This window comes from Methylophaga sp. UBA5088 (genome assembly GCF_002414625.1).
In the GTDB taxonomy this organism is placed as follows: Bacteria; Pseudomonadota; Gammaproteobacteria; order Nitrosococcales; family Methylophagaceae; genus Methylophaga; species Methylophaga marina.
In genome coordinates, this window is sequence record NZ_DIAC01000022.1 from 4,073 (window position 1) to 9,977 (window position 5,905).

Below are 5,905 nucleotides of genomic sequence, written 5' to 3' on the forward strand. Positions count from 1 at the left end.
GAGTCATACCACAGCCCGGGTACATGTACATTCTACGGCACAGCGAATAGTAACCAGATGATGGTTGAAATGATGGGGCTTCACCTTCCTGGTAGCTCATTCATTAATCCAAACACGCCACTGCGTGATGCATTAACCAAACGCGCAACCGAACAAGCACTCAAATTTACAGCATTGGGTGATGATTATCGTCCGATTGGTCACATGATCGATGAGAAAGCGATATTGAATGCCTTGGTTGGTCTGTTAGCCACAGGTGGTTCAACGAATCACACTATTCACTTAATCGCGATTGCACGTGCAGCTGGCATCATCATTAACTGGGACGATTTTGACCGTCTGTCAAAAATCATCCCATTAGTGACACGTATTTACCCGAACGGTACTGCCGATGTGAATCACTTCCAGGCTGCTGGTGGTATGGGTGTATTGATTCGTGAATTATCTAAACACGGCTTAATGCATACTGACATCATCACCATCGGTGATGAGAAAGGCATGGAGCAATACACTAAAGAACCGACACTGAAAGACGGTACTTTGACATGGGAAGAAGGTCCTGAAGCCTCACTTGATACTGATGTTATCGGTAGTGTTCCTGCACCGTTTGCTACAAGTGGTGGTTTACACCTTATCAAAGGTAATCTTGGTCGTGGTATGTCTAAGATATCTGCCGTTGATCCTAAACATCAGGTTGTTGAAGCACCTGCGATGGTCTTTGATAATCAAGACCATGTCGTTGAAGCATTCAAACGTGGTGAAATGAATAAAGACGTGATTGTTGTCCTGCGTTTCCAAGGACCAAAATCAAACGGTATGCCTGAGCTGCATAAACTGACACCACCATTAGGTGTATTACAGGATAAAGGCTTTAAAGTCGCGCTTGTGACTGATGGCCGTATGTCTGGTGCATCGGGTAAAGTGCCTTCTGCTATTCACTTATGTCCTGAATGTGCTGATGGTAGCATCCTCACCAAAGTACGTGATGGCGATATGATCCGTCTTGATACACAACGTGGTGAGTTGAATGTGTTGGTCGACGAAGAAGAACTGAACTCACGTATGGCTTGTGTACTGGCTAATACTGAACATCACTATGGCATGGGCCGTGAACTGTTTGATAGTTTCCGCCAAGGCGTTTCATCAGCTGAAACAGGTGCCATCAACATGTTTAATGTCGAATAATTATTTGGAATAAGTTAATCAATGTCTAAAACAATTCAAGAGATCATGAAAGTATCGCCGATTGTACCGGTGATGGTTATCAATAATGTTGAACATGCTGTGCCCTTAGCTAAAGCTTTGGTTAAAGGTGGTTTGAAGGTTCTGGAAATTACTTTAAGAACAGATGCAGCACTTGAATCTATCCGTCGCATCAAAGCTGAAGTGCCTGATGCTATCGTTGGTGCTGGTACTATCATCAACATCGAAACACTCAATGCAGCGATTGATGCAGGCGCTGAGTTTATCGTCAGCCCTGGTACCACAGAAAAATTGATTGATGCAGCATTAAAAACCGGCGTGCCTTTATTACCTGGTGTGGCCGATCCAAGCCAGGCAATGGCGCTGCTTGAAAAAGGCATCACAGCAATGAAATTCTTCCCTGCTGAAGCCGCGGGTGGTGTGCCAATGTTGAAATCAATCGGTGCGCCGATTCCACAAATCACCTTCTGCCCAACGGGTGGTGTCAACCAGAAAAATGTGAAGGACTATTACAGTCTTCCTAATGTAGGTTGTGTTGGTGGCTCATGGATGTGTGCTGCAAGCTTAGTTGATGCGGAAAACTGGGATGAAATTACCCGTCTTTCTGCTGAAGCGATTGAATTAGCGACTGCCTAAGCGCGAATCTAATAAGAATAAAAAAGGCTGGGATTATCCCGGCCTTTTTTATGCCTGTCTTACCAGTAAAATGCCTTTTGATAACCAGTCTGTTATTAACTCTTTGGCGCCATTTTTTATCAGCCGATAATCAAGTTGTGGCATGGCTTCGGCAATCGCATCAATAACCGACTCAACGTCTTCTCCCTGGCTGATTTGCTCGAAGAGATGTGCGCTTAAACCATTGAGTTCGATGAACTTTACGTCATCCGTTTTATTGCGATATACCAGCAGATAATGAGGCTGTTCAGATGGCGTGGTCGGCTGAAAATCATCACAAATCTGATGTACAGGAAATTGGAAACTTAATAGCCAGGCCAGGGGAGAGCCTTGATAAGACATGGCCAACATATTGGTTATTTTATCAATCTCACTACATTCCCATTCTTCCTCGGCAATACTTAATGCCAATTCAACCCACTCATAATGAGCCAGCTCCTGCAAAAAAGGCATGGTTTCATTTACGTCATGCTGTTGATTCAAATATTCAATAAACTCTTTTGAGACATCAACAAACCGAGGTGATTGGCAAAAATGATTTTTCATAAAGGATCTGACCAGTGCCAGCCAGTCATTTTCGTTCATCAGTTGCCGTATAACGGGAAAAGCACTGGATAAGGTGCTGTCAATATTATTAAAAAATAAATCGCGGTAAATCGCCATTCGACGGCTTTCCAGCTGGTCTGGAATAGGCTGATGTTCAGGATCTCGGATATAGGCGGCAAACTGATATTGTGTTTCTTGAAACTGATTAGCCATGTCGAGCCTGCATATCATATGGCTGTTGTTGATATTTTCTGATGATCGTCATCTCATCAAACAAATGTGACAGAGAAGGAATATTAAAGTCACGCTCGAGCAGGGTAGGGATAATGCCATGCCGGTCGTAAGTATGACTGAGGAGCTGCCAGACAGGGTCGACAATATCAGCACCATGAGTATCGACAATCAAATCCTCTGCTTCATTGTAATGTCCGGCAATATGGAGATACGCAATTCGATCCGTCGGCATCGCATCGATAAAGTGCTTGGCGTCATAACCATGATTGATACTGTTCACATAAACATTATTTACATCTAATAACAGACCACAATTTGCTTCTTCTAGTACCTCTCGTGTGAAATCAACTTCAGTCATTTCTTGGCCTGGGGCGGCGTAATACGACACATTTTCTATAATAAGTTGTCTTTCCAGAATATCCTGAACCTGCTTAATACGCTCTGACACATAACGAACAGACTCAGCAGTAAACGGAATTGGCATTAAGTCATAAAGGTGGCCATCATCACTGCAAAAGCTTAAATGCTCGCTATAACTAACGATTTGATGCTTGTCGAAAAAATGTTTCAACTGTTTGAGAAAAGCGACATCTAGTGGTGCTGGGCTACCTATAGACAGTGATAAACCGTGACACATCATCGAAAAGCGTTCACAAGCAGCCGTGAATTGCTTGGCATATTTGCCACCGAGTCCCATCCAGTTCTCTGGCGCGACTTCCATAAAGTCGATATCAGGATTGCCCAATTCTAAGAGTTCTTCAATAAATTGTCGGCGTAGTCCAAGGCCTGTTCCTGAGACCGGACATGATGGGTGCGCCATTTTCTTCTCCTGCAGAATGCTGTCTTGATAAGACGAATTCATGCTGCGATTGTTACAACTATCAGTCTAAATTAATTTCAAACATGGTCCGGTCAACACCGACATTGCCTGTTTTTGTGTCTACAACATAAAGAATAGCTTTGTAGTGACCATTCTTATTCAATTGGGTTTTTGCTGAGAAGATGCCGATGGGCCCTGTAAAGCTTAATGGAATTTCATCTATCTTTTTCTCATCCTGCATCACAATGGCTTTAGCTTCATAATCATCTGGATTCCACAGACCATTTTTCTTAATAGGACAGCCACACATTAATGAAGCATTCAGATAGAACTCAACAACACCGTCCTGTAAGACCTGTGTCCAGCCGTCAGCAATAAAGCCAGGCATTTTGATTGTGATGCCGTCACCTAATAAATCTTTGCCGGGGATCAACCAGGTAGTGACACTGGCCTCTTGTAGAGACTGGCGGTATGCATAGGGGCCGAACAAGGTAATTTTGACCAGACGTGGCGTATCGATATCTACCGTTGCCAGATAGCCAGCAGTATTATTATCTGCAAGCATATCGCCACGTTGAACTGGATTTTTGATTAAACGATCAGTATCACCGGTGCCACCATGAATCCAACCTTCGTCGAGTAATTCATCTGTCTCGGCATCTTTGATAGTTACCCGAACGCCGCCCACACTCGTGCCGATAAATTTAGCATCAACAGCCATTGCTCTAATCATTACTTGCGTGGATTCTGCCTGGGCAACCAGGGGTAAAAACGAGAGTGTCAGCAACAAAAATGAGATGTAAGAAAATCTACGCATGATATATTCCTCAGTTATTCGTCTGTAGCCAAGCATCAAATCCACCCGCGATAGAGTAAACATGTTGATAGCCCATCGTTTGTAACGTTTGGGCAGCCAATGCGGATCTTCCGCCTGATTTGCAGTAAACAATAATAGCTTGCTCAAGGTTAGTCAGTGATGGGTGAGAATTCAGTGAAAACTCCAGCATACCTCTGGGAATAGGCAGCGCATTGGCTATATGGCCTGCCTCATATTCTGTTGGTTCTCTGACATCAATGACCGTGGCACTATCCAACATGGATGTTGCTTCTTCACAGCTGATTTCATTAATTTCACTTTTGGCTCGCTTCACCAAATCCATTGCAGTTAGGTTCATAACAACCTCGTTATTGTTTACAGATGATGAAACACACGATAACAAATTCTGTGTATTAGTAAATGCTAATTTTCTAAATAATTGACATGCATTAAATCAGGGAAACTAAGGGCAGAATTAATAAAACGCATAACAGTGAGTCTGCAAATATGTAATAGTCCTTTCTCATTACGTTTCATAGCGTCATAATGTGAAACAGATACATATTGATGCTTAAGATGCATCAGTCAAAACTGATGAAATAACCTGGTTAATCTATGTTTGCTTATATTGTCCGAAGGATTCTCTATGCGTTTCCGATTTTAATCGGGGTCAATGCGCTCACCTTTGCTCTGTTTTTTATGGTTAATACGCCGGATGATATGGCGCGAATGCATCTGGGTGAAAAGCACGTCACTCAAGAAGCGGTAAATGTCTGGAAAGAAGAGAGGGGATATAACAAGGCGTTGCTCTGGAACCATGAGCAGCAGGGCATGGATAAACTCACCGATACGATATTCTTTGATAAATCGTTGAGTCTGTTCGCCTTTGAGTTTGGTCAGGCAGATGATGGCCGCGATATTGGCGAAGATATTCAAACACGTATGTGGCCCAGCCTGGCGATAGCGGTTCCCGTTTTCATTATTGGTATGCTGGCCAATATCACCTTTGCCATGCTGATGGTTTTTTTCAGAGCCAGTTATCTCGATCTGAGTGGGGTCATTCTCTGTGTTGTGCTGATGTCTATTTCTGGGCTGTTCTACATCATCGGTGGCCAGTTTTTGGTGGGAAAGATCATGCAGCTTGTTCCGTTATCAGGCTACGCACAAGGGTTAGATGCCTTTAAATTTGTTATTTTGCCTGTCTTTATTGGTATCGTTTCTGGTATTGGCTCAGGCTCACGCTGGTACCGCACTCTATTTCTGGAAGAAGTCTCAAAGGATTATGTTCGCACTGCCAGAGCGAAAGGCTTATCTGAAATCAGAGTGTTATTTGTACATGTTCTGAAAAATGCCATGATACCCATCTTAACTGGGGCGGTAGTGGTTTTACCTACCTTGTTTATGGGAAGTTTAATCCTTGAATCCTTCTTTGGTATTCCCGGCTTAGGCAGTTACACCATTGATGCTATTCAGGCCCAAGACTTTGCTATCGTGCGTTCAATGGTCTTTCTAGGATCGGTTTTGTACATTGTGGGGCTGGTACTGACAGATATTTCCTATACATTAGTTGACCCAAGAGTAAGATTAGATGGTTGATAATATTGATGTGA

General features: G+C 43.2%; 7 protein-coding genes. 3 read left to right on the plus strand and 4 right to left on the minus strand.

Annotation, left to right across the window (positions count from 1 at the left end; translation table 11 throughout):
- Together B4K20_RS02800 and B4K20_RS02805 are read left to right on the plus strand one after the other, a co-directional pair.
- The coding region (locus B4K20_RS02800; RefSeq protein WP_289281801.1) for a dihydroxy-acid dehydratase at positions 1-1,185 on the plus strand (1,185 nt) is incomplete at its 5' end.
- Between the two features lie 21 nt (positions 1,186-1,206).
- On the plus strand, positions 1,207-1,839 hold the full coding sequence (locus B4K20_RS02805) for a bifunctional 4-hydroxy-2-oxoglutarate aldolase/2-dehydro-3-deoxy-phosphogluconate aldolase (protein WP_286304973.1): 633 nt from the start codon (positions 1,207-1,209) through the stop codon (positions 1,837-1,839).
- Positions 1,840-1,887: 48 nt separating this feature from the next.
- Here B4K20_RS02805 and B4K20_RS02810 read toward each other — a convergent pair whose 3' ends face one another.
- The 4 genes from B4K20_RS02810 to B4K20_RS02825 all read right to left on the minus strand — a co-directional run bounded on the left by B4K20_RS02810 (position 1,888) and on the right by B4K20_RS02825 (position 4,653).
- The gene (locus B4K20_RS02810) at positions 1,888-2,637 is read right to left on the minus strand and encodes a DNA-binding domain-containing protein (RefSeq protein WP_289281802.1); all 750 of its coding nucleotides are present in this window, start codon (positions 2,635-2,637) and stop codon (positions 1,888-1,890) included.
- Positions 2,630-3,478 (minus strand): DUF692 domain-containing protein, encoded by an 849-nt coding sequence (locus B4K20_RS02815; protein ID WP_289281803.1) that lies wholly within the window; start codon positions 3,476-3,478, stop codon positions 2,630-2,632. The genes B4K20_RS02810 and B4K20_RS02815 overlap by 8 nt, the downstream gene beginning before the upstream one ends.
- A gap of 61 nt (positions 3,479-3,539) precedes the next feature.
- A complete protein-coding gene (locus B4K20_RS02820) occupies positions 3,540-4,295 on the minus strand; it encodes a hypothetical protein (protein WP_289281804.1) in 756 nt (251 codons plus the stop codon).
- A gap of 10 nt (positions 4,296-4,305) precedes the next feature.
- Positions 4,306-4,653: a rhodanese-like domain-containing protein gene (locus B4K20_RS02825; RefSeq protein ID WP_289281805.1), complete on the minus strand. Its 348-nt coding sequence runs from the start codon at positions 4,651-4,653 to the stop codon at positions 4,306-4,308.
- Positions 4,654-4,910: 257 nt separating this feature from the next.
- Between B4K20_RS02825 and B4K20_RS02830 the strand changes: the two genes are divergently transcribed.
- Positions 4,911-5,891 carry an ABC transporter permease gene (locus B4K20_RS02830; RefSeq protein WP_289245051.1) on the plus strand — a complete coding sequence of 327 codons (981 nt, stop codon included), beginning with the start codon at positions 4,911-4,913 and terminating at the stop codon, positions 5,889-5,891.
- Positions 5,892-5,905 lie beyond the last annotated feature (14 nt).

Excerpts from the sequence above, each read along its gene's own strand:
- B4K20_RS02805 (WP_286304973.1), top strand. The coding sequence starts at position 1,207 with ATGTCTAAAACAATTCAAGAGATCATGAAAGTATCGCCGATTGTACCG.
- B4K20_RS02810 (WP_289281802.1), bottom strand. The coding sequence starts at position 2,637 with ATGGCTAATCAGTTTCAAGAAACACAATATCAGTTTGCCGCCTATATC.
- B4K20_RS02815 (WP_289281803.1), bottom strand. The coding sequence starts at position 3,478 with ATGGCGCACCCATCATGTCCGGTCTCAGGAACAGGCCTTGGACTACGC.
- B4K20_RS02820 (WP_289281804.1), bottom strand. The coding sequence starts at position 4,295 with ATGCGTAGATTTTCTTACATCTCATTTTTGTTGCTGACACTCTCGTTT.
- B4K20_RS02825 (WP_289281805.1), bottom strand. The coding sequence starts at position 4,653 with ATGAACCTAACTGCAATGGATTTGGTGAAGCGAGCCAAAAGTGAAATT.
- B4K20_RS02830 (WP_289245051.1), top strand. The coding sequence starts at position 4,911 with ATGTTTGCTTATATTGTCCGAAGGATTCTCTATGCGTTTCCGATTTTA.